The 23,484-nt window shown below is 43.7% G+C and carries 26 protein-coding genes and 4 tRNA genes; 24 read left to right on the top strand and 6 right to left on the bottom strand.

The features are described from left to right. From METLIM_RS02510 to METLIM_RS02495, 4 genes are read left to right on the top strand one after another with little or no spacing between them, the layout of a single operon-like run. Positions 1 to 132 (top strand): DNA-directed RNA polymerase subunit P, encoded by a 132-nt coding sequence (locus tag METLIM_RS02510; RefSeq protein WP_004076311.1) that lies wholly within the window; start codon positions 1 to 3, stop codon positions 130 to 132. Then, positions 132 to 533, top strand: a complete 402-nt coding sequence (locus tag METLIM_RS02505; protein WP_004076310.1) for a Brix domain-containing protein — start codon at positions 132 to 134, stop codon at positions 531 to 533. Before METLIM_RS02510 ends, METLIM_RS02505 begins: the two co-directional genes overlap by 1 nt. Continuing rightward, positions 505 to 762 (top strand): KEOPS complex subunit Pcc1, encoded by a 258-nt coding sequence (locus METLIM_RS02500; protein ID WP_004076309.1) that lies wholly within the window; start codon positions 505 to 507, stop codon positions 760 to 762. Before METLIM_RS02505 ends, METLIM_RS02500 begins: the two co-directional genes overlap by 29 nt. Beyond that, on the top strand, positions 759 to 1,118 hold the full coding sequence (locus METLIM_RS02495; protein ID WP_004076308.1) for a prefoldin subunit beta: 360 nt from the start codon (positions 759 to 761) through the stop codon (positions 1,116 to 1,118). Before METLIM_RS02500 ends, METLIM_RS02495 begins: the two co-directional genes overlap by 4 nt. A 60-nt stretch (positions 1,119 to 1,178) precedes the next feature. Here the strand turns inward: METLIM_RS02495 and METLIM_RS16410 are convergent, their stop codons facing one another. Further along, positions 1,179 to 1,325 carry a hypothetical protein gene (locus tag METLIM_RS16410; protein WP_004076307.1) on the bottom strand — a complete coding sequence of 49 codons (147 nt, stop codon included), beginning with the start codon at positions 1,323 to 1,325 and terminating at the stop codon, positions 1,179 to 1,181. 289 nt (positions 1,326 to 1,614) lie between these two features. On the opposite strand from METLIM_RS16410, the gene METLIM_RS02490 reads away from it, so the two are divergent. Next, positions 1,615 to 1,725 (top strand) — tRNA-Tyr (locus tag METLIM_RS02490). Between the two features lie 35 nt (positions 1,726 to 1,760). After that, positions 1,761 to 1,833, top strand: a tRNA-Asp gene (locus tag METLIM_RS02485). A gap of 258 nt (positions 1,834 to 2,091) precedes the next feature. On the opposite strand, the gene METLIM_RS02480 is transcribed toward METLIM_RS02485, so the two are convergent. Further along, positions 2,092 to 2,370, bottom strand: coding sequence for a 2TM domain-containing protein (locus tag METLIM_RS02480; RefSeq protein WP_004076306.1), 279 nt, complete (start codon positions 2,368 to 2,370; stop codon positions 2,092 to 2,094). Positions 2,371 to 2,586: 216 nt separating this feature from the next. On the opposite strand from METLIM_RS02480, the gene METLIM_RS02475 reads away from it, so the two are divergent. The 5 genes from METLIM_RS02475 (at position 2,587) to METLIM_RS02455 (ending at position 6,171) form a co-directional block, all read left to right on the top strand. Beyond that, positions 2,587 to 2,659 (top strand) — tRNA-Asp (locus METLIM_RS02475). A 237-nt stretch (positions 2,660 to 2,896) separates the two neighbouring features. Continuing rightward, entirely contained in the window at positions 2,897 to 3,865 is a 969-nt protein-coding gene (locus tag METLIM_RS02470) for a radical SAM protein (RefSeq protein ID WP_004076305.1), read from the top strand. Between the two features lie 140 nt (positions 3,866 to 4,005). Next, positions 4,006 to 4,078 (top strand) — tRNA-Asp (locus METLIM_RS02465). Between the two features lie 51 nt (positions 4,079 to 4,129). Beyond that, the gene (locus METLIM_RS15970) at positions 4,130 to 5,509 is read left to right on the top strand and encodes a hypothetical protein (RefSeq protein ID WP_004076304.1); all 1,380 of its coding nucleotides are present in this window, start codon (positions 4,130 to 4,132) and stop codon (positions 5,507 to 5,509) included. Positions 5,510 to 5,703: 194 nt separating this feature from the next. Further along, a complete protein-coding gene (locus METLIM_RS02455) occupies positions 5,704 to 6,171 on the top strand; it encodes a HEAT repeat domain-containing protein (protein WP_004076303.1) in 468 nt (155 codons plus the stop codon). 32 nt (positions 6,172 to 6,203) lie between these two features. Here METLIM_RS02455 and surE read toward each other — a convergent pair whose 3' ends face one another. Continuing rightward, positions 6,204 to 6,986, bottom strand: coding sequence for a 5'/3'-nucleotidase SurE (gene surE / locus METLIM_RS02450; protein WP_004076302.1), 783 nt, complete (start codon positions 6,984 to 6,986; stop codon positions 6,204 to 6,206). Positions 6,987 to 7,286: 300 nt separating this feature from the next. Between surE and METLIM_RS02445 the strand changes: the two genes are divergently transcribed. From METLIM_RS02445 to METLIM_RS02430, 4 genes are all read left to right on the top strand, one after another. Further along, the gene (locus METLIM_RS02445) at positions 7,287 to 8,483 is read left to right on the top strand and encodes a CARDB domain-containing protein (protein ID WP_217177997.1); all 1,197 of its coding nucleotides are present in this window, start codon (positions 7,287 to 7,289) and stop codon (positions 8,481 to 8,483) included. 72 nt (positions 8,484 to 8,555) lie between these two features. Further along, the gene (locus tag METLIM_RS02440) at positions 8,556 to 9,443 is read left to right on the top strand and encodes an ATP-grasp domain-containing protein (RefSeq protein ID WP_004076300.1); all 888 of its coding nucleotides are present in this window, start codon (positions 8,556 to 8,558) and stop codon (positions 9,441 to 9,443) included. Between the two features lie 8 nt (positions 9,444 to 9,451). After that, complete coding sequence (locus METLIM_RS02435) at positions 9,452 to 10,393, top strand: hydantoinase/oxoprolinase family protein (protein ID WP_004076299.1); 942 nt, start codon at positions 9,452 to 9,454, stop codon at positions 10,391 to 10,393. 71 nt (positions 10,394 to 10,464) lie between these two features. After that, positions 10,465 to 10,608: a hypothetical protein gene (locus tag METLIM_RS02430; RefSeq protein ID WP_245543576.1), complete on the top strand. Its 144-nt coding sequence runs from the start codon at positions 10,465 to 10,467 to the stop codon at positions 10,606 to 10,608. A gap of 20 nt (positions 10,609 to 10,628) precedes the next feature. Here METLIM_RS02430 and METLIM_RS02425 read toward each other — a convergent pair whose 3' ends face one another. Continuing rightward, positions 10,629 to 11,165 carry a hypothetical protein gene (locus tag METLIM_RS02425; RefSeq protein WP_004076298.1) on the bottom strand — a complete coding sequence of 179 codons (537 nt, stop codon included), beginning with the start codon at positions 11,163 to 11,165 and terminating at the stop codon, positions 10,629 to 10,631. A 486-nt stretch (positions 11,166 to 11,651) separates the two neighbouring features. On the opposite strand from METLIM_RS02425, the gene METLIM_RS02420 reads away from it, so the two are divergent. The 7 genes from METLIM_RS02420 (at position 11,652) to METLIM_RS02390 (ending at position 18,758) form a co-directional block, all read left to right on the top strand. Further along, positions 11,652 to 12,521, top strand: a complete 870-nt coding sequence (locus METLIM_RS02420) for a formate/nitrite transporter family protein (RefSeq protein ID WP_004076297.1) — start codon at positions 11,652 to 11,654, stop codon at positions 12,519 to 12,521. 10 nt (positions 12,522 to 12,531) lie between these two features. Beyond that, entirely contained in the window at positions 12,532 to 13,041 is a 510-nt protein-coding gene (locus METLIM_RS02415; protein WP_004076296.1) for a hypothetical protein, read from the top strand. 506 nt (positions 13,042 to 13,547) lie between these two features. Further along, positions 13,548 to 13,700 (top strand): hypothetical protein, encoded by a 153-nt coding sequence (locus tag METLIM_RS17285; RefSeq protein WP_245543575.1) that lies wholly within the window; start codon positions 13,548 to 13,550, stop codon positions 13,698 to 13,700. Between the two features lie 62 nt (positions 13,701 to 13,762). Continuing rightward, positions 13,763 to 14,461 carry a transposase gene (locus METLIM_RS17280; RefSeq protein WP_048145511.1) on the top strand — a complete coding sequence of 233 codons (699 nt, stop codon included), beginning with the start codon at positions 13,763 to 13,765 and terminating at the stop codon, positions 14,459 to 14,461. Between the two features lie 400 nt (positions 14,462 to 14,861). Next, on the top strand, positions 14,862 to 15,191 hold the full coding sequence (locus METLIM_RS02400; RefSeq protein ID WP_004076295.1) for a hypothetical protein: 330 nt from the start codon (positions 14,862 to 14,864) through the stop codon (positions 15,189 to 15,191). Positions 15,192 to 15,456: 265 nt separating this feature from the next. After that, the gene (gene fdhF / locus METLIM_RS02395) at positions 15,457 to 17,523 is read left to right on the top strand and encodes a formate dehydrogenase subunit alpha (protein WP_004076294.1); all 2,067 of its coding nucleotides are present in this window, start codon (positions 15,457 to 15,459) and stop codon (positions 17,521 to 17,523) included. A 2-nt stretch (positions 17,524 to 17,525) separates the two neighbouring features. Next, positions 17,526 to 18,758, top strand: a complete 1,233-nt coding sequence (locus METLIM_RS02390) for a Coenzyme F420 hydrogenase/dehydrogenase, beta subunit C-terminal domain (RefSeq protein ID WP_004076293.1) — start codon at positions 17,526 to 17,528, stop codon at positions 18,756 to 18,758. Positions 18,759 to 18,963: 205 nt separating this feature from the next. On the opposite strand, the gene METLIM_RS02385 is transcribed toward METLIM_RS02390, so the two are convergent. Further along, positions 18,964 to 20,784, bottom strand: a complete 1,821-nt coding sequence (locus tag METLIM_RS02385) for a chloride channel protein (RefSeq protein ID WP_004076292.1) — start codon at positions 20,782 to 20,784, stop codon at positions 18,964 to 18,966. 135 nt (positions 20,785 to 20,919) lie between these two features. Here METLIM_RS02385 and METLIM_RS02380 point away from each other — a divergent pair, with 135 nt between their 5' ends. Both METLIM_RS02380 and pscS read left to right on the top strand, forming a co-directional pair. Then, positions 20,920 to 21,102, top strand: a complete 183-nt coding sequence (locus METLIM_RS02380; protein ID WP_004076291.1) for a hypothetical protein — start codon at positions 20,920 to 20,922, stop codon at positions 21,100 to 21,102. Further along, positions 21,099 to 22,277 (top strand): O-phospho-L-seryl-tRNA:Cys-tRNA synthase, encoded by a 1,179-nt coding sequence (gene pscS / locus METLIM_RS02375; RefSeq protein WP_004076290.1) that lies wholly within the window; start codon positions 21,099 to 21,101, stop codon positions 22,275 to 22,277. Before METLIM_RS02380 ends, pscS begins: the two co-directional genes overlap by 4 nt. On the opposite strand, the gene thiI is transcribed toward pscS, so the two are convergent. Further along, positions 22,266 to 23,456, bottom strand: coding sequence for a tRNA uracil 4-sulfurtransferase ThiI (thiI, locus tag METLIM_RS02370; protein ID WP_004076287.1), 1,191 nt, complete (start codon positions 23,454 to 23,456; stop codon positions 22,266 to 22,268). The two genes, pscS and thiI, sit on opposite strands and share 12 nt — an antisense overlap. Between the last annotated feature and the right edge of the window lie 28 nt (positions 23,457 to 23,484).

Here is a 23,484-nt window from a genome sequence, read left to right as displayed (position 1 = left end):
ATGGCCGGATATAAGTGCGCCAGATGCAAGCAGAAGGTTGAGATCGACGTCAATGTCAGATGTCCCTACTGTGGTCACCGTATTCTCTTTAAGGAGCGCGGTGCAGCAATAAAGAAAATAAAAGCCAGATAATGGAAGTTACTACATCCCGGAAACCTAATCCGGGGATCAGGACTTTTTCAAAGGATCTTGCTTTCTCTCTTGGCTGTCATTATACTCCGAGAGGAAAGTCAGGAATTGGCGATATAATCTCAATTGATGAAGACGTTTTGATTGTGTCAGGATCAGGGCGGAATTTTTCAATAAATTTTTATTCGGATTCTGAACTGAAAGCGGAGATCTTTTTTTCATCTGTCAGTAAAGAGGTGAGGGAAGGTGAGCTTGTTTACGGTATCCGGACCGGCAACCATGCCCTGTATGAGATTCTGAGTCCGCACATGAATACTGTAATGTCTGACTGCGGGGAGTCAAAGCTTATCTTTGACGGTCCGCAGAGGAGAAGGTATGTCCTTAAAATCAGATATGATTCATGAGGCTGTATTTTCTTTTCAGACTTCAGATGCAGGGCTGATATATGAATCTGTCCTGCCTGAAGCGGATGATGAGTCCGGGAGATCTTTTGCAGAGGTTATTCTGAATAGTGATACTGAGGTTCTTCTGAGGATCTCTGCAAAGGATATACACGCTATGAGAGCGGCTCTTAATACGTGGCTGAGACTAATTAATATTGCGAACGAGATGAAAGAGGTAATTGATTCATGAATAATATTTCACCAAAAATGCAGAATCAGATTGCAATGCTCCAGCAGGTGCAGCAGCAGCTCCAGACAATCATGCAGCAGAAGATGAACTATGAGATGTCTGTAAAAGAGGCAAAGAAAGCTGAAGAGGAACTCAGGACTGTCTCTGAAGATGCTGAAGTCTTTGTTATGGTGGGTTCTGTTATGATGCAGAAGGATAAGCCGAAAGTAACTGAGGATCTTGCTGAAAAGATCGAGACACTTGAGCTCAGGGTAAAATCACTTGACAAGCAGGAGAAGGCTCTTCAGACGAAGTTTGAACAGCTTCAGTCTCAGATCAAAGCAGCATTTGAGGGTGGCCAGGAGACGGCCATCTGAATATTTTTTTAACTTTCTATTTCCGGCAGATTAATTTTTATTTTCTATCGCTTATTCTCTTCAGATGAGTTTTTTTATCGGGTCTTTTTTCAGGATCTCAAAGGTTTTGAATGAATATTCTGCACGTTTCCCTGCCTGGCGTATTTCTGGTAATCTCTCTCTCTCTCTCTCACTCTCATGATGGGAGGTGATTCTTAGGACCTGCATTTTTTGCTCTTAATGTGGTTTTGTGTACCTGGTGGATGGGTTGTGTATGGCTGATCTCTTCTCTGCGCTTTTCTGATTCAGGCGTTTTTCTTTGAATATTTTTTCCGGGTTAATTTTTCCTTTCGTGTTATTGTTGTTTCTTAATGTCTGTATTTTGGGCTTTTTTTCTAATTCTAAGGATGTTTTACTATTTTTCAGTATGTTTTCGGCAGGTTCTCCCCGGAACTCTCTAACAAATCAAAAAGGAAATGTTTAAACGTCAGACTGGCGTATATTGTAGAGCACCATGCCCGCCTTAACTCAGACTGGTAGAGTGCGCGGCTGTAGTTTGGTTTACTCTGACGAAAGGAGTAACTGCGCGGCTACCGCGATGTCCCCGGTTCGAATCCGGGAGGCGGGACTCACCTTTTTGGTGAGTCAAAGAGTCTGAATTTTGCCCAGTTAGTGTAGTGGCCTATCATGCAGCCCTGTCACGGCTGCGACACGGATTCGAATTCCGTACTGGGCGTAACCCTTTTTGTTTTATTATTTCTCTTAAGTTTTAACTGTGAATATTTACCTTTATACTGATTTATCCGGTTATGATAATCCGGACGCCCGGATAAGTTCCCGGATGACTGCAAAAAAAGTTCCTTATTATTTTTCCGGAGACGGATGAAGGTTAATCTGAAGTTTTCCGGTATTCCCTTCAGCTAAAAGTTGATCATTATCTCATTATTCTTCATATTCTGTTAATTATAATCTGATTTGCCTCTGAATATTCCTTTCAGTTCTTCTTCTCCTTATCCATGTATTCCTTTATTTTTTTATCTTCCCAGTTCTTATCGAGGATTTTACAGTGTCCAAATGTGTTCCATGCATGAACCAGTATACCTATCCCCCAGAAGAGAGTTATCCAGTAGAACCAGAGTGACTGCGGGGATGTTATCAGATTTATCAGAATAAGTATGATGTTCACGAGGATGTATGCTGAGAGATGTGAATAAAAACCCTTCAGCTCCTGTACCTTCTCCTTTGCGCGCCTGTATGACTCGTCATCTTCCATTATGCAGTATTTTCACTATTATTATTTTATTCTGTCTGAAATGCCCGTGAATATTTTCTTTTTTTCCTGTTCATTACCGGTTTTGTTTCCTGCCGGAATTTCTCCTGAGTGTGCACCGTTGAATATCTCTTCATTTTCCCTGATTCTTTACAAATATCCAAACCGAAGGGTTAAAATGTTTATTGTGACAATCTAGTATGGTAAAATTACTTTACTGCCCAGTTAGTGTAGTGGCCTATCATGCAGCCCTGTCACGGCTGCGACACGGATTCGAATTCCGTACTGGGCGTATTATATTTTTTGTCACGATTTTTGCAGATTTTCTCCGGATTTTAAAGTCTCTTTAATTTCTGATCTATGCATCTGCATTACGTCTGTAATCTGTGTAAAGTCAGATTTTTCTGTTTATGGATAGTTCCTGTGATACATCTCTCTGCTTCATCCGTCATCAGGGCCTTTTTGGTGATGTGATATTTTGGATGCTTTAATTATCATCAATTGTGAATATTGATCCCTGCCGGTGCATATGAATAACGATACAAATAATGCTAATAATTACAGGCATCTCTTCGGGCCTGTTCCTTCGCGAAGGCTTGGAATATCTCTTGGGATAGACCTTGTACCGCCGAAGACATGCAACTACAACTGTATATACTGTGAATGCGGCAGGACCACCTCCCTTACTGCAAAGAGGCGCGAGTATGTCCCCACCGCAGAAGTTACAGAAGAGCTTGACTCGTACCTTTCAGCTTCTCCCAGGCTTGACTATATCACATTTTCCGGCTCAGGTGAGCCGACGCTTCACAGCGGTACAGGTGAGATCTGCCGTTACATAAAGAGTAAATTTCCGGGTTACAGAATCGCTCTTCTAACCAATGGCGGTCTTTTTTCAGATAAGAGTGTCCGGGATGAGGTCATGGATATGGATGTGATTATCCCTTCGCTTGACTCTGCGACAGAGGCAGGGTTTATGAAGATTGACCGTCCGTGTAGTTCAGTAGTGATTGATGAGATAATCTTTGGGCTTGCAGAACTTAGAAAGGAGTTTTCCGGTGAGATCTGGCTTGAAATATTTGTTGTTCCGGGACTGAACGATACTGAAGAAGAACTTGCTGCTCTGTCGGAGGCAGTGCACAGGATTGCGCCTGACAGGGTTCAGCTCAATACTCTTGACCGTCCCGGAGTGGTTGACTGGATCAGGGCGGCAACTCCTGAAGAGATGGAGAGATTTGCGGCAGGTCTTGGTTACGAAGGAACGGAGATAACAGGCAGACCATCGTCAAGGTCTGGTATAGGCAGTTTTTCCGGCGATGCAGTGGAGCAGATCATGCAGACGATAAGGCGCAGGCCCTGCACTGCCGGTGACCTTTCATCCGTTCTCGGGATGCACAAAAATGAGGTGAACAAGTATATCCAGCTTCTGATTGAAGAGGGAAGAATCAGAGAAAAAAGGGAGAACCGCGGAATATTTTTCAGAATTTCTGAAGAGAACTGAAATTTAAATATTATATTTCATTTTACCCTGCATCTCTGTCCTCTTCCGGTCATATTCCTTCTGCGACCGGAGCAATGCCAGATCAAATGTTTAAATAACTCTTATGTTCAATATATTATGCTGATTTTAAGCATAAGTCTGCCCAGTTAGTGTAGTGGCCTATCATGCAGCCCTGTCACGGCTGCGACACGGATTCGAATTCCGTACTGGGCGTATCCCTTTTTGATAATCTCTTTATCTGATACAGTTCATTATTTTCTTAACATGCCTGCACAGGATAAAGATAATTCCGGTCTGAATTCTGAACCTGGACCGGATTCAGATTCCGGGCAAAACTGCCGTTTTACCGCAGAACCTTTTGATGTATTCAATGTCTTCTTTGAGAGGATTTATGATCCGACAATGCACCTCATGGTGCGTTACTCCGGCATGATGGATGAGGAAATTCTCAGGAGATCAGTTATCCTCACACTTGGGTCTGTGCCGTTTCTCTCTGCAAAGTTTGTGGAATCGGAGAACCGGTGCTTCTGGGAGAGAACAGGGCCTGAAAGATATCCGGATGCATTTGTATTTCACAAAGACTGCAACCCTGAAGAAATACCATATAAGATACCGCCAAAGCCTCTTGATGTCAGATCCGGCCCGCAGATCAGGGTTGACCTTTTCAGAACAGAATATCCCGGAAGTGACCTGATCACAGTGACATGCCATCACGGTGCGATGGACGCACGCGGTCTGGTTGATATATCGGAATACATATTTACAGTGTACAGGAATTTGTATGACAATTCCGGATTCATACCGGAAATTCAGTCTCCTGACCGTTCTTTATCCCGGATCTATGATATGTATCCTGATTCCGTCTTAAAAGAGGCACTGACAGAAGAGGAAAAGATTACCGACACCTGGAATTTCCCTTTTCTGTACCACGGGCGTGGGGAGAGGAGAATGGCGAGGAGGGACTTTGATCATGAGAGGCTCTCAGAGGCAAAGGAGGTATGCAGGAGGTATGGCGGGACAGTAAACGACCTTTTGATAGCCGTATTTTTCCTGGCGCTTTGTAAGGTCAGAGATGACCCTGTGGATGACAACCGGAAGAATGCCATGCTGACCTCTGCCGATCTCAGGAGGTATATTCCGGATATTGAGAACTGCTCACCGGCAAACCTCTCGGCTGCGTATGAAATTTCTGCAGTTACCAGCAGATATTTTGGTATTGAAGATATTCTGCCTGGTATAATTGCAGCAACAAAAGAGAGGAAAAATAGTAATCTGGGGCTTGGTTCAGTCCTCTTCTACAGAAATCTCTATAACGAAGGCATACCGCGGATAAAAGAGTTCTTTGACGGCATGATCTCAACATATCGTGATTCAGACCTCAAAAATCCTGTTTTATCCAATATTGGTGTAATTTCCGGCGAAAAATTCAGCAATATTCCGGGAAAGAACGGTACACTTCTCAGTCCGGAGGATTTATGTTTTCTTCCGGTTGTCTGCTATCCTCCCGGTTTTCTCCTCACTGCCTCAACATTCAACGGCGTTCTCTCTGTATTTACCGGATATGAATCCGGCCCTTATGATGAAGCCGATATAGACAGGTTCATGGAGGGATTTGATGATTTATTTCCTGGTGGGCTAAAATAAGGTCGTAATATCTGCTATTATCCAAAATATCATCTATATTTTTCAGGGATGCCGGAAAATATCAAAATAATTTCATATTCTGATCTATTGTGGTGTGCATAATCGTTCGTCATATCTGCGGGGAATTATGATAATTCGGCAGAATTCTGCCTTAACAGGATCATTTTATAATCAGCAGTTCAATAATTAATGTAATGTCAGTACAGGATCAGATTATTCTCAATGTCGAACTCCTCAGGAATCCATCAAAGGATACCAGAAAAAGGGCGGCTGAAAATCTTGCAGGGCTTGGATCAAAGTCAGTTTTGAGTCTGATTCCTCTTCTTGATGATAAAGACTGGATTGTCAGATATCGTGCGGCTGAAGCCCTTGGTATGATAGCTGATGAGAGATCAATCAGTCCCCTGCTCGCCGGAATTAGGGATGAAAAGGATCATGTGAGGTATATGTCGGCAAAAAGCCTCGGTGAATTTGGAATTCCTGAGGTGGGAATTGCTCTGATTCCTCTTTTGAGAGATGAAAATGACTATGTCAGAAGAATTACTGCCCTCTCAATAAAAAAATCAGGCAGCCCTACAGCGATTGAAGAGATAAGAAAAGCGCTTTCTCAGGAGAAGGATCCTGCGGTAGCTGAAAAATTCCGTGAAATTCTTTCGGAATAAAATAATTTCTCTCTGTTTTTCCGTAAAAAAAATTATAATTTAAAATTATTCTTCATATCTTCCATACTTCTGTATGATGTACAGTCGAGGGTGAGCGGCGTTATTGATATATTTCCGTTTGATACCGCATGAACATCGGTTCCTTCCTCTGCCACCTCATACAGCGGTCCGTTTATCCAGAAATAGGGTTTGCCCCTCGGGTCAAGCCTCTTCTCAACTCCGGTCTCAAAGAGTTTCTCTGCAAGCCTTGTAATTTCATATCCGCCTTTTATCTCGCTTGGGATATTGACGTTGATTACATCGGCACCTTCCGGGAATCCTTCATTTAAGAGTTTTTTGCAGACCGTTTTTATGACATTCTTTGCATTTTCAAAGTTCTTTGAATAAAATCCCGGGTCATCAAATTTGTCAGCCTGGTCCTCGACCTGAAGTGAGAAGGCAACAGCCGGATAGTTATGATTTGCCGCTTCAAGTGCAGCGCCTACTGTTCCGGAGGTCATTACAGACTCAAAGGAGAGGTTTTCACCAATGTTGACTCCGGATACTACAAGGTCGGGTTTTATTTTCAGTGCATACAGTCCGATTATGACCGAATCGGTCGGTTTGCCGCCGACAGAATATGCCTCATTTCCGTTTATTGTAATCCTGTTTACTCTTATCGGCTCAAATATGGATATAGATCTACCCACAGCACTCTGCTGTGTTGATGGTGCGGCAACGATCACCTCGGCAAATTCAGAGAGTGCATCATATGCAGCCCAAAGCCCTGTTGATGTAACTCCGTCATCGTTTGTAAGTAAAATTTTCGGCTTCATAACCCGTTTTTAATTGCGGCCACTGAAATATTAAATGAATGGTTTTAAGGCTTTTTTTCCTTTTGATAATGTTGTGTTCAGATCGCCTGGCGGCAGTATAGATCCGGCTGCGGCTGCCGGAAATTATTCTTATTCGTGATATAATTCCTGTCTTAAATAAATAATGATTAGTTCTTTATCAGACAAAAACGAAATATAATGAGGAGTCTGCTGATGTTCCTCCCGGAAAAAAAGATATTATATTTTTCAATAATTATCCTGGCCATTTTTACCTCTGTATTCTCTGCCTCAGCAGAGGATATGGTATATTTCAGCCAGGAAGATACTCTGGTGTCAGATCACCGGCTCACACTAAAGGATTTCACAATATCAGGCGACAGTGATAAACCGGAACCCGGAGATAGCATACTTCTCTCTTACTATCTGGAATATAGTGCAGAGATGCCCAATCCGCTTACGGTTACTCTGCCAAACGGTCTTTATTTCATGGCTACATCTCCTGACGGTGAAGAGATCGCAGTTGGCGGTTCGTATATAAACGAGGTAATTGAACCCGGAAGTAAATTTAGGGTGAGGGCGCCTTTCACCCCGGAAAAATCCGGATTATGGAAATTTTCTCCGGCATATTATGTCCGGGACAAGCGCGGTGTAGGGCTTACTTCTCCAGATGACTGGCAGGTGGCTGAGATTATGGTCAATGCGCCTTCATCTCTCCCGGATATTTCGATAGCAGGTGCGGAGGTCTCTTACAATGAGAAATTCCCCTCTTTTGTTACTCTCTATTATACTGTTGAGAACACCGGCGGCGCTGTGATACCATCTGCAATGCTGATGCTTGAGGTGGGCGGGCAAAATGTGACTGATGGGATTGAAATCTCCTTAAATCCCGGAGAGTCGGTTCAGTCCACTTATAATATTCCTGTGGAAATGGTCGGTGAAGGGTCTCTTATAAAAATAACGGGCGACTGCACAGGTATTCTTGCAGAGAGCAATGAGGATAATAATGTTCTGACTCTTGATTACAGTGGATTTGCCTCTGGAAAGAGTTACGGTGGTGAATATCCGGTTCTGACTCCGTCAGCCGTCACTTCACCGGGTACACAGTCCGGCGGGAACAGTTCCGGAATATCTGATACGGCAGATAACTCCAAAACCTCCGACACCTCTGCTGTGGATAATCCTTCCGGTGGTGTAAATGCTGCCTCAGGCATTATTCCGGATTACAGCAGCTGCAACATTCAGTTTATTGTTCTTGGCATTCTTGCGGTTATAATGTCGGCAGTCTCATTCATCCTCGGCTATCTCTTCTCTGAATGCGGTAAGGGAAGAAGAGAGGTTGAATGGCTCACGGCAAAAGTTGACAGGCTTAAATCTGAAAACTGTGATCTTGAGTATTATAATAAAAAGGCTGCAACCCAGCCAGTGAAAAAGAAGGATTCCAAAGAGAACCGGATGAAAAAGGCGATTGATGACCTGAAAAAAAGTAAGGATCTATAGCCTCCGGGTCAGCCGGCATAACTCCGGCAAGGATCGTCATCCTAATTTTATTTTAGCCGAAATAATTATTCAATGAAGGCCCTCGTTGCCGAATATACGGTATTCAATGAACCTGACCTTGCACCTGAGGGTGCTGCTATGCTTAAAGTACTCTCTGAGAGTTTTGAGAGATGCGGATATGAGGTTTTTTCCCCTGAAGGCGGTGATTTTTCTGAAGAATTAAAGCGCCTTGCACCTCTCTGTGATGTCGGTATTGTGGTTGCACCTGACGATCTCTTGGGCAGATTTACAAAGATTCTTGAGGACAATACCAGAAGCCTCGGCTGCGGCAGCCTGAATATCACTATCTGCTCCAATAAGAGGAGAACCGGGGATATACTCACAATGCACGGTATAGCTGTCCCGCGCGAAGTTGACTCCGGTGTGCGCATCATAAAGAAGGTCAAAGGTGTTGACGGTCAGAATATGCGCCTTTCAGACGGTATTCCTGGTGATGATGAATTCGGCCAGGAGTATATTGAAGGTGAACATATCAGCGTCAGCCTTGTGGGAAGCCGGCTTGTAGGCGATACCTGCAATTCATACAGCGGAAGGCCGCCGCTTGTCCTTGCACTGAACAGGCAGTACATCGAGCGAACAGAGGACGGGCATTACCGGTACCTCGGCGGTGAAACACCTGTGGAGCACCCAAGGGCGGATGAGATAATAGATACGGCAGTAAAGACACTCAATGTCCTTGGGTGTCAGGGCTATACCGGAATTGACGTTGTGGTTGCTGATAAGGTCTATGTTGTTGATGTAAATCCGAGACCGACAACGAGCCTTGTCGGCATAGCGGCGGTTATGGAGGAGGAGATAGCTGATATTCTCGTGGAGTCATCAAAGGGCAATGTGCCTGAAGAGGTGCACCTGAACGGAAGGGTTTCCTTTGACACAAAAGGCGGGGTGAAGAGGCTTTGAAAGGCGGTATGAATCCTGATTCTGTTATCGGCATTGACGTAGGCGGTGCAAACCTGAAGATTGTGGACGGCAGGGATGTCGTAATTCACTACTGTCCTATGTGGCAGGATTCTCCGTTAACCGAACTGCTGAAGGTATATTCCGGAAAAACTGCGGCTGTTGTGATGAGCGGTGAGCTCGCGGACGGATTTTCGGATAAGAACGAAGGGATAGAATATATCGTAAAATCTGTCAGGGATGCAGTGCCTGACTCATATTTTTACGGGATGGACGGGCAGTTCCACACCGGACCTGATTGCTCACTTGCGGCTGCGAACTGGCTTGCTTCTGCCGATTATCTGCGGGAGAAGTATCCCTCATCCCTTCTTGTGGACATGGGCAGCACGACTGTGGATATAATTCCTCTGAACTCATTTGAAACACTCAGAGGCATGACTGATCTCGACAGGCTCAGGGCAGGTTATCTTGTATATTCGGGGACCCTCCGGACAACAGTTCCGGCTGTAATCAGGTCTGCATCTGTAAACGGCATAAATACACCTGTGAGCAGTGAATATTTCGCACAGAGTGCAGATGCTCATCTGGTCCTTGGAAACATCTCTGAGGCCGGCTATACCTCTCCTGCGGCAGATGGTGCAGGCAGGGACTACAACTCCTCACTCCGGCGGCTTGCAAGGGTAGTATGCTCAGATCTCTGTGAGATTGGAGAGGAGGGCGCGCTTGATATTGCACGTGAATTTTATAGTATGCAGATGGAGATAATCGGCTCTTCAATAAGGGATGTGATGGATAAGACAGGGTGCGACTCGATAATTGCAGCCGGAATCGGGTCACATATCATCGTAAAGGAGTTTGGCGGCCTTGACTTCCGGAAAGAGTCAGAGAGCTTCTCTGATGCGCTGCCTGCCTTTGCCGTCAGGGAGGTGGCGCTACGCAGAGGGGAGTTTTAAGCCTTATACTTCTGGCGGGGTCGCTGGGGATCAGTATTTTATTGCTGTACCTCGGATTCCCGTTCTTCTTTATGTTTCTTTTTATCCCGCTGATACCCTTTTTTGGCGGGGGGAAGAGAAAGGAGAAGGTATGCCCTCTCTGTGGTTACCGGACATCCGGTGATGAGATATTCTGCCCCTATGATGCGGAACCGCTTAAGGAATCCGGCAGCTGACGGGGTGACCCCTCTTTTTTTTAAAAATGCCTCTCTGAGATCATCTGCATAATTGCCGGCATTCCCATGCCTGAATTGTCAGGAAAGCCGACATCTGCAAGATTTAACAGAGATGCCGGGAAGAATACACCATGCATCTCCACTGCGGGAGGCATATTCAGGTCTGCTGATGCACAGTTTCTGACAGATGAAGGGCTGGCATAAATATGCAGGTGCTTAAGGATTCTTGAAATATGAGCATATGAATATCTTTCACTGTTTGCGAGGCAGAAGTCCACAACCGGTGCGCCTGTCCTGATTTTCGGATAAAATGGTTCATCGGCGTAAACCAGTCTGCCGCATTCTCTGCATCTGAACCGTTTAACTTTGACATATACCGGATTTCTCTGTTCTCTGTAAATTCTTGTCGCAAATTTTTTCCTTCTGAAGTCATGCGTGATCAGCTTTCCTGCACATTCCGGACATTTATCTGCATTTTCAAAGATTTTCCCGTCAATGCCGGATATTCCTGAATCAATCAGCTGAATCAGCATTGGCGGAATCTTTACATCCCTCATATTATGATGTAATTTATACGTTTTTGATATAAATACCCATTTTTGCTGTTAATTATTGACTTATGCTGAAAAAGGCGCACCTGTTATCTTTAAACTCTCATGCCCCGGTATCATACCTGCTGTAGTGACTGCTTTTATCATTATAATTGATGTTAATTATTACCTGTTTGTGTCCGGATGTCTATAATTATTGACTGCGGTGCTGTTTTTTTAATTATCCACACCTCAGCTTTTTTATCTGAAATATTTGTATGATAATGCGTGTTTTACTTTTTCATTAATCAAATATGATTTACCTATTTAAAATGTAAATATGTTTTCGGCGAGTGTTGGGCTGGTTCAATATTCTGATTTGGGCATTATACATCAAATACTCCGGATAAATTGGAAAGATTTTAATATCATCCTAAATTGATTCTTATCTGCCTACGAAATGTGAGGTACGTTTGTTATTTCAATCAGGCATAACAATTTGGAGGAAATGTAATGGTTTTTCATCCCCCAGCAACAATAGTTGCTAAAACAGGAGATGCAGGAAAGGCAAAAGTAGGTCTTTCCATGCAGAATATGCTTCTACGTGGCTTTATGGCCGGAGCATATATCGCAATGGGAGCAGCACTTGCAACAGTATGTTATACTGGCACTGCAGGCTTCCTCGGAGCAGGTATTGCAAAGTTAGTTCTTGGTGCCGTGTTCCCTGTCGGACTTATAATCATCGTGCTTACCGGTGCAGAACTCTTTACCGGAGACGCAATGTTTGCACCTATGGCTGCCTTTATCCACAGGGTCAGCTGGGGTTCAGTTCTTAATCTCTGGATATGGGTTTACATAGGTAACCTTATCGGTTCACTCGTATTCGCTTACTTTATGGCATACGGTCCGCTCACATCATGGAGTGCAGCTGGTGTCGGATCAGCAACTGCCTTTGGTGTGACAGCAGTAAGCATTGCAGCAGGAAAGACAAGTTATATCGGCCTTGCAGCAACATGGTCATGCTTCCTTAAGGCAATCTGTTGTAACTGGCTCGTCAACCTTGCAATTCTTCTCGGAATTTGTGCAGATGATGCAATCGGTAAGATTGTCGGTATCTGGTTCCCAATCATGGCCTTCGTTGCAACAGGATTTGAGCACTGTGTAGCAAACATGTACTTCATCCCTGCCGGAATTCTGACCGCTCCATATCTCAGTGCAGACCAGGCAGCAGCAGTCGGTGCAAAACTTGCAAACCTTAGCTGGGTAACAATGTGGACAAACAACATCATCGTCGTCACAATCGGAAACATCGTCGGCGGTATGCTCTTTGTTGGTGTCATCTACTGGATTGCATTCAGAAAAGATATTGAAGCAGCCAAATAAACGGTTTTAAATGAAAATTAAAAATACGAATGTAAATATCTCGGCCATCAATATCGGGGTGGTGGGATTTTTTGCATTCTTTTTTTTGGTCTATGTAATTCTTACAGGAGATTACAGGTCATTATTATGGGGAATTCCCGTTATTGCAGCATTATTTGTAATTCCGCTGATTCTTAGTTATATGAGTGCTACGGAGTACAATGATCTCGCGCCTGTATATGAGGCAGAGGCGAAACCTGTCAGGATTAAGACAATCAATGAGTCCTCAATAGGAAACATCGTCAGAATTGAGGGTGTCACTGAGAGGGCGATGTTTAAGTCACTTAACAGGCCTCAGTTTCTTGTTGCAGACCGGACAGGGGAGATTTCGGTAAAAATGTTCACCGGGGTTTCGGAGGACATAAACAAGGATGACATTGTAGAGGTTTACGGGCAGGTTATCAAGAGATATGTCCTGGTCGGAGATCCTGTAATCAATGCAGTAATTATTCGCAAAATCGATAAAAAGGAAGCGAATTAACTTCAGAAAAAATTTTCAATTTACTGTATTACAGTACTTTAAACATTTCCTGAAAAACCCCATTTTTTGCTCAGAGTATTTCTGCCCAACTTGAGAAAGTTAAGTACTTCTCTATTTTAATGACAAACCGCATGGACTACTGCGCGTTTACCCCAATATCGCCAAATTCTTTTAGAATTTAGCCAGAATTCACCTTATTTTTTTGACGTACGCCTGATTTATGGTGGGGTTTATATACTCTCAAAAACCCCTCATATGGCAAATAATTGTCAAAATATAGGCAAATCGGAGCTTAATAAAGAAAATAAGCTTGGAAACCTTGAACCGATATGCGCTCTTGTTGAGGGGAATGTAACCTTAACAGGTGGCAGAAACTATGATAGTCTAACGTTGATTCGGGGAGCTATCGCTACGGCATGTTCTAATAACTCAATATCCGGTTTTGCAAAAATGACGGAAGGACTACCGTCCCATACGACTTGTCTAAAAAACTTCATGGCCTTAATATGGAGGAATTGACACTAAATACTCCAAAAATGCTTTTAAAAGCGGGAAAAGGAATCCTTAAGAAAGGTCAGAAGTATGATTTTGCAATTGATATAACGCTAATTCCATATTATGGGAAAAAGGATAAAAAAATCCTAAATCTCCAATTGTAGGTGGAAAAAGAAAGGCATCGACAAATTATTTTGTTGGATACCTGACATTCTCGGTTGTAAATATGGATAAGCACCTTATACTTCAGGTTATTCCTTTGTTTAGAGATTCCACTAACCTCACCGCAATAAAGAATTGTGTTGATTTAATTTATGGATATGGATTCAAGATCAAATCTCTGATGCTTGACCGTGAGTTTTACTCTGCTGAAATCTTCAGTTACCTTAAGGAATCTGAAATTCCTCACATAGTGCCTGTTAAGAAGAACAGTGATGAACTCAAAAGGCAGCTGAAGGGAAAGAAATCAAAATCATTTGAATATGTTATAAACGCCAAATCGAAGAATAAGCTAAAATGTAAGGTGAAAATTGTTGATCGTGTCATTTACATGAAAGGTAAAAAGGGTAAAAAAGGTGCTCTTCATCGTGCTTTTGTTGTGTACAAAATTAATACTTCCCCACAATCAATTAGTGAGCGATACAGGCATAGATTTGCCATTGAATCAACATATGTCATTAATAATAAATTCAAAGTAAGAACATCCACCAAAGATCATGTGGTGAGATTTTTTTATTATCTAATTGCATGCATAATTCAGAATTTTTGGGTTTTAACAAAATGGGAGCGATTTGCAAAGATTCAGAGAGGACCAAAAGTAATAGACAGGGACAAATTCCCCTTAAATCATTATCTTGCCATCATATTTGAAGAAAGTATGACTCATTTTCGTATATTAAGGATTGATGAAATTGCTATAAGCTGACATTCTGACATCTCAATGAACGGAATATGCAGCTGCGACCGATTTAGCGGTAGCTATCTATAATTTTGTAACTTTTTCACTGGAAACAACACAATTTCAATTCAAAGATACTCTTTTCAGATTGATCTCGATGAGAAATGGAAGAATGTAATGAGGCCTAAATGGGGATGAGTGATGTTAATCAAAATAGGTTTACAAAATGTGCCTTGTGACCTCTGTGCAAAAAAACGGAGAATTTAGGGCCAATACTGCGATTTGGGCAATTTAATAGAGCATTTTAAATTTAATATTGTAGGTTCGAACATATTAATGATCGTCTAAGTTTAAAGTACTGGTATTATTTTACTTCCCGGATTCGTTTCCGCTTAACTTTTAGCTTTATCTTTCTAATACTATCAATATGACAGGTAAACTGAAGAATGCTGTAGATACTTATTTTAAATATACTGTGGCGGTTGTTGCGGCATTATCCTTTGGAGGTATTGCAATCTCTGTGGCTGTCGGCGGTATTTTAACTTATTCGGGCGTTGCCGGGTGCGTGATATCATCTTTTATTCTTGGTATTGTTGCATTTCTGAGAGATAAAAAAGATATTGTTGCGATAATGGCTCCTCTTTATGCAGTGCTTATCTTCAATCCCTACAGTGAGTTTACAACCGGAATCATTATGCAGATTATGTATGCGGTGACTATATCTGTTATAGCAGTACGCTTAATCAAAAAGTACTGATTTGTTATAAATATTTAATTTTTTTTAAATTCAGTCATTTTTTGAGCGCGGATTGTCTGTTTGCATCATGTTAGGGTATAATTAGGTGAATCTGTGCTATTGTGTTAAGATAAATTGGTTTCCATATGATTATGGTTAAATGTGCCTGTAATATTTTTAGAATTATGATCTCATTTCAGACCCACTGATAATGCTCATTTATCAAATGTAAATGAAAATGAATTAATACTATCATTCCGACTCTTTCTTTGTAAGAGGTTAGATTATGGATCTCAAGTTTGTTCAGACAACATGTCCCTACTGCGGAACAGGTTGTACTTTCAATCTTGCCGTTAAAGACGGTAAGGTCGTGGGTTCTACAGCGTATCAGCGCTCACCCGTGAATGAAGGTAAAACCTGTCCAAAGGGCACATATGCTTATGAGTTTGTGAACAGCCCAAACAGGCTGACAACACCGCTCATTAAGAAAGATGGTAAATTCGTTGAAGCTACCTGGGATGAGGCATACAAGCTCATTGCAGAGAAGTTTAAGGGCTACAAGCCGGAAGAGACAGCATGTCTCTCATCAGCACGTACTTCCAATGAAGACAACTACGCGCTCATGAAATTTGCACGCGGTGCACTCAAGACAAAGCACATTGACCACTGTGCACGTCTCTGCCACTCCTCAACAGTTGCAGGACTTGCAGCAGTATTCGGATCAGGTGCAATGACAAACTCCATTCCTGATATTGCTGAATCAAAGTGTATCTTCATCATCGGAAGTAACACATTTGAGCAGCACCCGCTTATCGGGCGCAGGGTGATGATGGCAAAGAAGAATGGTGCAAAGCTCATATACGCAGATCCAAGGTACACCCCTACTGCAAAGCAGGCTGACATCTACATGCAGTTTAAGTCAGGAAGCGATGTCGCAATCCTCAACTGCTTCATGCATGAGATCATCAAGAACGGATGGGAAGACAAGGAGTTCATTGCAAACAGGACAACAGGCTTTGAGGAGCTTAAGGCCCTTGTAATGAAGGACGAGTACTCACCGGAAAATGTTGAGAAGATCTCCGGAATTCCTGCAGCCCAGCTCAGAGAGGCAGCAGAACTCTATGCAAAGGCAGAGAGCGGAGCACTCCTGTACTCCATGGGTATCACCCAGCACACAGTCGGTGTTGACAATGTGAAGTCAACTGCAAACCTGCAGATGGTTACCGGAAACCTCGGTAAGCCTGGAGCCGGTGTAAACGCACTCCGTGGACAGAACAATGTTCAGGGTGCCTGTGATATGGGAGCACTCCCTGTTGTATTTACAGGATACCAGAAGGTAATTGACCCTGCAGCACACAAGAAGTTCGAGGATGCATGGGGATTCCCTGACGGAATTGCACCTGCCGAGAACGGATACGAAGTTACCACCATGGTAAACGTCATGTCTGACAACCCTGGTGAACTCAAGGCAATGTACATCATGGGTGAGAACCCGCTTCTCTCAGATCCAAACATTGACCATGCAAAGCATGCATTCGAGTCACTTGAATTCCTCGTTGTCCAGGATATCTTCCTTACAGAGACAGCCCAGATCGCCGACGTTGTCCTGCCTGCAACCTGCTACGCAGAGAAAGACGGTACCCAGACCTCAACCGAACGCCGTGTCCAGAAATGGAGAAAGGCACAGGACCCACCTGGAGAGGCAAAACTTGACTGGAAGATCATTGCAGAGGTTGCAGGAGCAATGGGATATGCAGACCAGTTTGCATGGGAGACCTCAGAGGATGTCTTCAATGAGATTGCAGCAGTCACACCATCATACCACGGTATGAACTACGAAAGACTTGAGAAGCCTGAGGCACTCCACTGGCCATGCCCTGAAGCTGACCACCCCGGTACACCAATTCTGCACACCCAGAAATTTGCAACACCTGACGGTCTTGGAATTCTTACAGCAATTGAGTGGAAACCACCGGCAGAAGTTCCTGATGAGGAATATCCGTATATCTTCACAACCGGAAGGACAATCTGGCACTGGCATACAGGTACAATGACCAGAAACTCACCGACACTTGACAATGAGGTCCCGACAGGATGGATTGAGATCAACACAGAAGATGCAAAGGAACTTGGAATTGCATACGGCGAGAAGGTACGTGCAATCACAAGACGTGGTGAAGTTGAGGTAACTGCAAAGGTAACAAAAGACATTATGAAAGGTGTAATGTTCATGCCGTTCCACTTCGCAGAATGCCCGGTAAACAGGCTTACAAACGATGCACTTGACCCAATCTCCAAGATTCCGGAGTACAAGGCATGTGCCATAAAGGTTGAAAAGATTCAGGAGGCCTGAAGATGGTAGCAAATGGAGATATGTTACTTGCATGGGCAAAGGATGCCGCTTACCTTGAGAAAGGAGAGTGCGGCGGTGCAGTAACAGCAATACTTAAAAACGCCCTTGAAACCGGCCTTGTTGATGCAGTATTCGCAGTCGAGAAGGGCTACGATATTTACGATGCAAAACCTGCATTCATCACAAATCCGGAAGACATCGAGAGACTCAGCGGTTCACTTCACTGTGGTACCCTTCTGATGCCAAAACTGATCAAGAAGTTCCTTGACGGTGCAAAGAACATGAAGCTTGCAGTAACCCTGAAGGGTTGCGATGCAAAGGCACTCTATGAACTTGCAAAGAGGCAGCAGATCAATCTCGACAACATCTACACAATCGGTCTTAACTGCGGTGGTTCAATCAGTCCTGTTGCAGGAAGAAAGATGATTGAAGAGAAGTTCGGAGTCAGCCCGGACGATGTTGTAAAGGAAGAGATCGACAAAGGCCAGTTCATCATTGTTACAAAAGACGGTGAACACAAAGGCATAAAGATCGACGAACTTGAGGAAGAGGGATACGGACGCCGTGCAAACTGCCAGCGCTGTAAGACCAAGGTCCCGCGCCAGTGTGATATTGCATGCGGTAACTGGGGTGTACCAGCTGATAAAGCCGGCAAGGCAACATTCATCGAAGTATGCTCAGACAAAGGCGCTGAACTTATAAACAAAGTTTCAGGCGGAATTGAGACCGCACCAACGGATCCAAAATTCGTTGCAATCCGCGCCAAGATCGAGCAGGCAATGTACAAACTTGCAGATAAAGCAAGGGAAGAGCAGTTCGCAGCAATGGGCGAGGGCCAGGACCGCCTGAGCTTCATTATGAAAGAGACTTCACGCTGTATCAAATGCTACCAGTGCATTGAGAACTGTCCAATCTGTTACTGTGTTGAGTGCTCAACAAAGAAACCATACCTTGTAACACCCGGCCAGGTTCCACCTCCATTTATGTTCCATATGATCAGATATGTCCACGTATCAGATTCATGTGTCAACTGTGGTCAGTGCGAAGAGCTTTGTGCAATGGATATTCCAAATGCGCTCTACATGCACGCACTACAGGTTGAAATGCAGGAGATGTTTGGATATGAACCTGGTGTAAACCTTGATCTTCCGGTTCTTGCACTTGTTGAAGAACCAACAGAGAGAAAGCGCCTTAGTGACACAGGCGATGACCAGATTTTCAATATATTCAATTAAATAATATATTTTTATTGAATGATGGTTGTGGTAAAAGAGCCGTATTATCCCCCGGCCCTTATTATCATTTTACCATTTCTTTACCTCCATAAAATCAATCATAAGGTGGACAGATTCAATAAATCTGTCTTTTGATTATATTTAATTAGAATTATGCTGGTGAAAAAAGGTTAGGGAAACCCGGGATTTAATTTATTCCTTTTTTTTATTGTTGCTGTTTTTTCTGCAATTCAACTTTTATATCTCTCATTCCGGAAGTATATGCCCGCATAATATTGGTCGATGTAATAAATCCCTTAAGCTCTTTTACATTATTTTTATCCACCACCGGTATATGATGTATGCTGTTTTTCATCATCAGGTACAGGGCGTTATCAAGTGTGGATTCTTCATAAAGAGTTATAAGATCATTTTTCATCCTCTCCCGGACATCCGTGCATGGGATTTTCCCGTTCTCAGGAGAGATATCTCTGTGTGTTATTATCCCTGTCAGCAGACCGTTTTCTGTTACCGGAAATCCGGTATGCCTGTTTTCATTCATCATCCTGTATACTTCACTGCATGAGTCATCCGGATGTACGGTTATAAGATCTTCGGGTTTTACCATTGCTTCACAGGCTTTGATATTCTGAAGAATTTCTATCTGATATTCCTCTCTGTGTGCTTCTGATTCAGCCTTTGTCCTAATCTGTTCCTTAAATATTGTATCCTCACCTGTCAGAATAGTTGAGATCGCAACAGCCCCCATAGCCGGTACAAGTATAGAATAGTCGCTTGTCATCTCAGTTACCATGATCATCACAGCGATTGGGGCATTTGCAATACTGCCAAAGAGTGCAATCATACCGACTATCACAAATGCCGGAACGGATGCCACAGGAACAATCTCAGGGAATACCAGATTGAGAATAAGTCCGAAAGCTCCACCTGCTGCACCACCTACAGCAAGTCCCGGGGCGAAGACTCCGCCACTCCCGCCTGAACCGATTGTAAGTGATGTTGTGATGATCTTTGTAAACGGCAGGAATAAAAGGACAGAGAGTGGCAGCAGGTTGTACATTGCAATCTGAAGAAAGCCATATCCTGTTCCAAGACTTGCAAGTCCTGTTATCATCGCATCCGGAGATATGTGCGCCATTGCAATGACCAATAATGCAATAATGAGTGCCCCAAAAACCGGTTTTAAGTACGGCGGCAGATTGTGCTTTATGAAAAAATCACTGAATATTTTCCTTGTCCCGTAAAATGTTCTGATATATGCAACTCCAAATGCCGCGCAGATAATTCCCAGAATAAGGAAAAGGGGTATCTGGGAAGGTTCCCAGAAGAGTTTTGCCTCGCCGAATACAGGATTGTAGCCTTCAAAAAAGCCAAATATAGTATATCCTGTTATTGATGCTATGAATGCCGGAAGTATGGCATCTGCCTCAAAGTCTCTTGTATAAAGGATTTCAGCCGCCAGAATTGCTCCGCCTAAAGGTGCTTTAAATATTGTACCTATACCTGCCCCAATTCCGGTTGCGATAGCAATTCTTCTCTCCCTCTCAGAGAGGTTCAGGAAATCTGCGGCAATTGAACCAAAACCTGCAGAGATCTGTGCTGTCGGACCTTCCCTGCCGGCACTTCCGCCGCTTGATATGGTGATTATTGAGGCGATGGCCTTTACAACCGGGACGCGCCACCTGACTTTGCTTCCTTTGTGAAAGGCCTTAATTGCTGCGTCAGTGCCATGCCCTTCTGCCTCAGGCGCGAAGCGGTACACAATATACCCCGAAATCAGTGCACCTGTGCATATTACCGGAAGAATGAGCCATATTGTCGCCGGAGGAGACCATTGTGATATTATCCGGATGGTCTCGCCTTCATGCGGCATATGATATCCGAGAAGATATTCCGAAACAAATAAAGAGCCGTATTTTAATCCCTGAAAGAACAGGTATGCCCCAAATCCTGAAATAATCCCGATTATTATTCCGATGAGTATCGTTCTGTTTATAGAGGCATATTTTCCAAATCCGGGAATCATTTATTAAAATTATATCTTTTACAGTATTTCATCGTTTTATTTTTGGTCATAAATTTTCTGATAAAATACCTCATAAGGCCACTTTTTTAATTGACAAAAATCAATTATATGCAGTTAGTTTAACCAGGTGGATTTATGTCGCAGAGAGCCGTTGATGCATTATTTCAGGCTCTGTTTCTTCTGACCGATATCAGATCTCTTTTCAGGAAGACTGCTCCTGATCATGATTTTGACGAGGCAGAGAGGCAGAAGGCCGAAAAAACGATAGAAAAGCTGAAAAAACAGGTTTCAATCCTTGAGCAGGAGATCTTAAAATGAAGTGCACAGGCAGTATTGATACGAGGGAAGTTGAGGAATTATATATCAATATAGATCCGATTCAGGCCGGTGGCCGGCTGACAAATGAGGCACAGAAGGCTGTTATTGCCTATTCAGACGGGTATTCGGTCTGTGACAACTGCTTAAAGCCGTTCAGGCTTGATTATATCAGAAAGCCGCCTATTGCAGAGTTTCATGAAGACTGTGCAAAATGGCTCAATATGGACCAGCTGAGGGTAGTCCCCGGAGCAAGGCGTGGTTTTCAGGCAGTTGCCAGCTCACTCGTTCAGAAGGGTGACCCTGTGATTCTTACAGCACTGTCACATTATACCGAGTTTGTATCTGTTGAGCAGTCCGGGGGTATTCCGTGTGAGATCCCAAAGGATGAGAATAATCATATAACCGGTGACAATGCGGCTGAGAGGATTGAGGAAGTCATTGCAAAATTTGGTAAGACGCCCCCTCTGCTCTATGTCGAGCATGTGGACTACCAGTATGGCAATATTCACGACATAAAGGGCATTGTAAAGGCCGCACATCAGTACGACATTCCTGTCCTGCTGAATGGTGCCTATTCTGTCGGAGTTATGCCCGTTGACGGAAAAGCTCTCGGTGTTGATTTCATAGTCGGGTCAGGTCACAAGAGCATGGCAGCACCTGCGCCGTCAGGTGTTCTTGCGGCAAATGAGGAGTATGCTGATGTTGTCTTCCGGACAATCACTGCCAAAGGTGATGTAACCGGCCGGACATTTGGCATAAAGGAGGTTGAGATGATGGGCTGCACTCTTATGGGCGTGACAGTCATGGGCCTTATAGCATCTTTTCCGGAGGTTCAGAAGCGTGTTACTGAGTGGGATCGTGAGGTTGAGCACAGCAGGATAATCACAGATGCCTTAACTTCGATAGAGGGCACAGTCTGCCAGAGCGACAGTCCAAGGGAGCATACCCTCACAAGAATAAATACCATAGAATCGTTTGACAAAGTGGCACAGAACCATAAAAAGAGGGGATATTTCTTCTCCAGTGAACTGAAAAAGAGGGGTATTACAGGTGTTATCCCCGGTTCGACAAGGGTATGGAAGTATAATACATACGGCCTTACCAGGAAGCAGACCGATCATGTGGCAGCATCCTTCAGGGAGATTGCAGAGGATAATTGCCTCTCAGTTATCTGAGTCGATAATCTCTCCATTCATTATTTTTATCTCTTCTAAGGACTCCATGCATTTTTCTGTGAGGGTGGCATAATACAGTTTCTCCTCTTCTGCTTTAAGGTCGGCAATTGTAGCTGAGACTGCCGGATGTTTGGGGACGACTGAGCAGTCAAGATCGCCTGCGAATTCCCTGAATGTGCCGATCTTTCTTGCAAGGTCAACGATCTCCTCTTTATCCCACGTCAGGAGAGGCTGAAGAAGCGGAAGTCCGGGCGGGACAATCTCTTCTGTAACCGCCATATTGGCAAGTGTCTGCGAGGCCACCTGTCCGAGGTTGTTGCCCATAACAATGCCGTACATTCCTTTTCTGACAGCGATGAGTGATGAGAGGTGCATCATAAACCTCTTGCATACAAGGCAGAGGTACCTTGGTGTTATCTTATCCAGAATTTCGGTGTAGAAATCCTCCAGATCTATGGAATAAAGTCTGATCTTTCTGCCCGGACACCACTGTGAAAGATTTTTCATATTTTCAAGCATTGCATCTTCAGTATCTCTGCCAAAGTATCCTTTTCCCCTGAAGAATATGAACGAGGATGTGCATCCCCTTCTCATGACAAGCCATGCGGCCACCGGAGAGTCGATCCCGGCGGAGATTAGCGAGAGGACTTCCCCCTGTGTCCCAACCGGAAGTCCGGCCGGCCCTTTTATCCTTCTGTCATATATAAGGCCGCCCTCTGTTCTTGCCTCGACAAATATCTCGTAATCAGGATTTTTAAGGTCAACTGTTAAGTCAGGGACAAGTTCCCATATCCTGTCGCCTGTTGATGCACCAAGTTCCTGGCTTGTAAAGCCTTTCATATTGGACCTCTTTGGCCTTACAGCAAAGCTCATTCCCGGTCTTAATGACTTTGCAGCGATCTCAGCAGCTTTTTTCTCGAGAATTTCCCTGTCAGGTTCTGTAACTTCAGCAATACAGGCGTCAAGGACACCGAATATTTTTGTGACTATGCTGACAATTCCTTCAGGGTTGTCTCCGTAGATTAAAATTCTGCCCCTGTGTCTCTCTATTCTGTGCTCTATTCCACCTGTTTTGAGGGCGTTTTTGATATTATTGTCAAGTATTCTGAGGTAATGCCTCTGGACTGATTCACTTTTGAGGAATATCTCCCCGTATCTGATCATTACAGCTTTATTCATTTTGTACGCTGTACTTAAGTTTCAGGTA

The sequence above is a fragment of the Methanoplanus limicola DSM 2279 genome, assembly GCF_000243255.1.
Taxonomy (GTDB): Archaea; Halobacteriota; Methanomicrobia; order Methanomicrobiales; family Methanomicrobiaceae; genus Methanoplanus; species Methanoplanus limicola.
The sequence above is the reverse complement of the archived record's forward strand: the minus strand, read 5'-3'. Positions and strand labels throughout refer to the sequence as shown.

Excerpts from the sequence above, each read along its gene's own strand:
- METLIM_RS02510 (WP_004076311.1), top strand. The coding sequence starts at position 1 with ATGGCCGGATATAAGTGCGCCAGATGCAAGCAGAAGGTTGAGATCGAC.
- METLIM_RS02505 (WP_004076310.1), top strand. The coding sequence starts at position 132 with ATGGAAGTTACTACATCCCGGAAACCTAATCCGGGGATCAGGACTTTT.
- METLIM_RS02500 (WP_004076309.1), top strand. The coding sequence starts at position 505 with ATGTCCTTAAAATCAGATATGATTCATGAGGCTGTATTTTCTTTTCAG.
- METLIM_RS02495 (WP_004076308.1), top strand. The coding sequence starts at position 759 with ATGAATAATATTTCACCAAAAATGCAGAATCAGATTGCAATGCTCCAG.
- METLIM_RS16410 (WP_004076307.1), bottom strand. The coding sequence starts at position 1,325 with ATGCAGGTCCTAAGAATCACCTCCCATCATGAGAGTGAGAGAGAGAGA.
- METLIM_RS02480 (WP_004076306.1), bottom strand. The coding sequence starts at position 2,370 with ATGGAAGATGACGAGTCATACAGGCGCGCAAAGGAGAAGGTACAGGAG.
- METLIM_RS02470 (WP_004076305.1), top strand. The coding sequence starts at position 2,897 with ATGAATAACGATACAAATAATGCTAATAATTACAGGCATCTCTTCGGG.
- METLIM_RS15970 (WP_004076304.1), top strand. The coding sequence starts at position 4,130 with ATGCCTGCACAGGATAAAGATAATTCCGGTCTGAATTCTGAACCTGGA.
- METLIM_RS02455 (WP_004076303.1), top strand. The coding sequence starts at position 5,704 with ATGTCAGTACAGGATCAGATTATTCTCAATGTCGAACTCCTCAGGAAT.
- surE (WP_004076302.1), bottom strand. The coding sequence starts at position 6,986 with ATGAAGCCGAAAATTTTACTTACAAACGATGACGGAGTTACATCAACA.
- METLIM_RS02445 (WP_217177997.1), top strand. The coding sequence starts at position 7,287 with ATGGTATATTTCAGCCAGGAAGATACTCTGGTGTCAGATCACCGGCTC.
- METLIM_RS02440 (WP_004076300.1), top strand. The coding sequence starts at position 8,556 with ATGAAGGCCCTCGTTGCCGAATATACGGTATTCAATGAACCTGACCTT.
- METLIM_RS02435 (WP_004076299.1), top strand. The coding sequence starts at position 9,452 with ATGAATCCTGATTCTGTTATCGGCATTGACGTAGGCGGTGCAAACCTG.
- METLIM_RS02430 (WP_245543576.1), top strand. The coding sequence starts at position 10,465 with ATGTTTCTTTTTATCCCGCTGATACCCTTTTTTGGCGGGGGGAAGAGA.
- METLIM_RS02425 (WP_004076298.1), bottom strand. The coding sequence starts at position 11,165 with ATGAGGGATGTAAAGATTCCGCCAATGCTGATTCAGCTGATTGATTCA.
- METLIM_RS02420 (WP_004076297.1), top strand. The coding sequence starts at position 11,652 with ATGGTTTTTCATCCCCCAGCAACAATAGTTGCTAAAACAGGAGATGCA.
- METLIM_RS02415 (WP_004076296.1), top strand. The coding sequence starts at position 12,532 with ATGAAAATTAAAAATACGAATGTAAATATCTCGGCCATCAATATCGGG.
- METLIM_RS17285 (WP_245543575.1), top strand. The coding sequence starts at position 13,548 with ATGGAGGAATTGACACTAAATACTCCAAAAATGCTTTTAAAAGCGGGA.
- METLIM_RS17280 (WP_048145511.1), top strand. The coding sequence starts at position 13,763 with ATGGATAAGCACCTTATACTTCAGGTTATTCCTTTGTTTAGAGATTCC.
- METLIM_RS02400 (WP_004076295.1), top strand. The coding sequence starts at position 14,862 with ATGACAGGTAAACTGAAGAATGCTGTAGATACTTATTTTAAATATACT.
- fdhF (WP_004076294.1), top strand. The coding sequence starts at position 15,457 with ATGGATCTCAAGTTTGTTCAGACAACATGTCCCTACTGCGGAACAGGT.
- METLIM_RS02390 (WP_004076293.1), top strand. The coding sequence starts at position 17,526 with ATGGTAGCAAATGGAGATATGTTACTTGCATGGGCAAAGGATGCCGCT.
- METLIM_RS02385 (WP_004076292.1), bottom strand. The coding sequence starts at position 20,784 with ATGATTCCCGGATTTGGAAAATATGCCTCTATAAACAGAACGATACTC.
- METLIM_RS02380 (WP_004076291.1), top strand. The coding sequence starts at position 20,920 with ATGTCGCAGAGAGCCGTTGATGCATTATTTCAGGCTCTGTTTCTTCTG.
- pscS (WP_004076290.1), top strand. The coding sequence starts at position 21,099 with ATGAAGTGCACAGGCAGTATTGATACGAGGGAAGTTGAGGAATTATAT.
- thiI (WP_004076287.1), bottom strand. The coding sequence starts at position 23,456 with ATGAATAAAGCTGTAATGATCAGATACGGGGAGATATTCCTCAAAAGT.